A 2,260-nucleotide genomic window follows, 5' to 3' on the forward strand; every position below is an offset into this window, starting at 1 on the left:
CCGAAATCGTGGCTGATGAAGACCAGCGCCAGCCGGCGCTGCCGCCGGAGTTCGGCCAAAAGGTCGAGGATGTCGGCCTGGACCGTCACGTCGAGTGCCGTGGTCGGCTCGTCGGCGATGATCAGGTCCGGTTCGTTGGCCAGCGCCATCGCGATCGAGACCCGCTGGCGCTGGCCGCCCGAGAGCTCATGCGGATAGGCCTGCATGATCCGGTCCGGCTCGGGCAGGCGGACATCCGTGAACAGCTCGCGGACCCGTGCCCAGGCAGTGCCGGCAGGCTGGCGCCGGTGCGCCTGGATGGCCTCGATCACCTGGTCGCCCACCCGCATCAGCGGATGCAGCGTGGTGAGCGGGTCTTGGAAGACATAGGCGATCCGCCCACCACGCAGCCGCCGCAGGAGGCCGGGCGGGGCGGCCAGGAGGTCGTCCTCCTCGAAGCGCACCGTGCCGGCTGTGATCACGCCCGGCGGCGAGGGCACCAGCCGGGCCAGGGCCAGTGCACTCACCGACTTGCCCGAACCGGATTCGCCGATGATGCCCAGGCACTCGCCGGGCGCCACGGCGAGGTCGACCCCCTGCACCGCAAGGCTGTGTCCCGAGCCGGTGTCGAAGGCCACCTGGAGGCCCCGGACGTCCAGGAGCGCGCCCGAGTTACCGTCCTGCCCGGCTGGTGCCTGCGGCCGCTCAATCCTGGTCGCGGCACCCGGCTTGCCGGGCAGGCCCGTGCGCAGCCGGGGGTCGATGGCATCGCGCACGCCGTCGCCGATCAGGTTCATGCTCATTACGATCAGGAACACGAGCAGGCCCGGCACGGCCGCCACATGCGGCGCGTTGATCAGCACCTTGCGCCCCTCGCCCAGCATGGAGCCGAGATCGGCCTGCGGCGGCTGCGAGCCCAGGCCCAAAAAGGACAGGCCGGCTGTCTCCAGGATCATCCAGCCGATCGTGGTCGACACGGTGATCACGATCACCGGCATGACGTTCGGCAGCACCTCCTGCAGGAGGATGCGGGCACTGCCCATGCCGGAGAGCCGTGCCGCGTCCACGAACTCGCGGTGGCGCAGGCCGGCCGCCACGCCGCGCACGTTGCGGGCGAAGAACGGGATGTTGACCACCACCACCGCATAGAGCGCGTTGAGCAGGCCCGGCCCCAGCACCGCCACGATCGCCAGTGCCAGCAGGAGGTAGGGGAACGCCATCAGCGTATCGATGCCGCGCATCAGCAGCGTGTCGGTCCAGCCGCCGAAATAGCCGGCCAGCAGCCCCACCGTGGAGCCCAGCAGGGCGGCCAGGAGAGAAGCGGCCACGCCGACGACGAGGCTGAGCCTGGCACCCCAGACCAGGCGGGCCAGGAGGTCGCGGCCGAGCGCATCGGTGCCGAGCCAGGCGCCCTCGCTGAGCGGCGGCTGGAGGCGCCGCGCCGGATCGGTGACGTCCGGGTCGGCCAGCGGCAGGACGGGTGCGGCCAGCACGACGGCCAGGATCAACGCCAGCACGAGGAGGCCGACTGCCGCCATCCGATTGCGCAGCAGGCGCGCGAGGAAGCCCCGGGCGGCGGCGTTCATGCGGCGATCCTGGGATCGAGCACGCGCTGCACCACATCCGCCAGGAGATTGAACAGCACATAGCTGGCCGCGACCACCAGCACGCCGCCCTGCACCAGCAGGATGTCGCGGGTGCCGATCGCGTCGACCAGCATCCGGCCGATGCCGGGCCACTGGAACACCGTCTCGATATAGACGGCACCACCCAGCACGAAGCCGGCCTGGATGCCGATCACCGGGATCACCGTCACCATGGCGGCTTTCAGCGCATGGCGGAACACCACGCCCTGTTCGCTCACCCCCTTGGCGCGCGCGGTGCGCACGAAATCCTGACGCAGGACCTCGAGCATCGCCGAGCGGGTGAGCCTGGCGATCACGCCGGCCGCCACCACGGCGAGCGTGGTGGCCGGCAGGACCAGGTGCCAGAGCAGGTCGGTAAAGCCGCCGCCGCCATAGATCGCGTACATGCCGCTCACCGGCAGGAGCCGCCAGCGCACCGCGAACAGGAGGATCAGGAGCAGGCCCAGCCAGAAGCTCGGCAGGGAGATGCCGATCAGCACGGCGAAGGTCACCAGCTTGTCGGCCAGGCCGTACTGGTAGACCGCGGACACGATGCCGGCGAGCAGGCCCAGCACCGAGGCCAGGACCAGCGCCGCACCCGCCAGGATCAGGGTCGCCGAGAAGCGCTCCAGCACCTCGTCCAGCACCGGGCGGTT

General features: G+C 70.7%; 2 protein-coding genes. Both read right to left on the bottom strand.

Going from position 1 to position 2,260, the window contains the following annotated elements:
- On the bottom strand, window positions 1-1,565 hold a 1,565-nt coding region (locus EQG76_RS05465; RefSeq protein ID WP_159711316.1), incomplete at its 3' end, for a dipeptide/oligopeptide/nickel ABC transporter permease/ATP-binding protein.
- Window positions 1,562-2,260 (bottom strand): ABC transporter permease (locus EQG76_RS05470; protein ID WP_159711318.1); only part of this gene is annotated, 699 nt, incomplete at its 5' end. The genes EQG76_RS05465 and EQG76_RS05470, both read right to left, overlap by 4 nt.

It is taken from the genome of Geminicoccus flavidas (genome assembly GCF_009806515.1).
Taxonomy (GTDB): Bacteria; Pseudomonadota; Alphaproteobacteria; order Geminicoccales; family Geminicoccaceae; genus Geminicoccus; species Geminicoccus flavidus.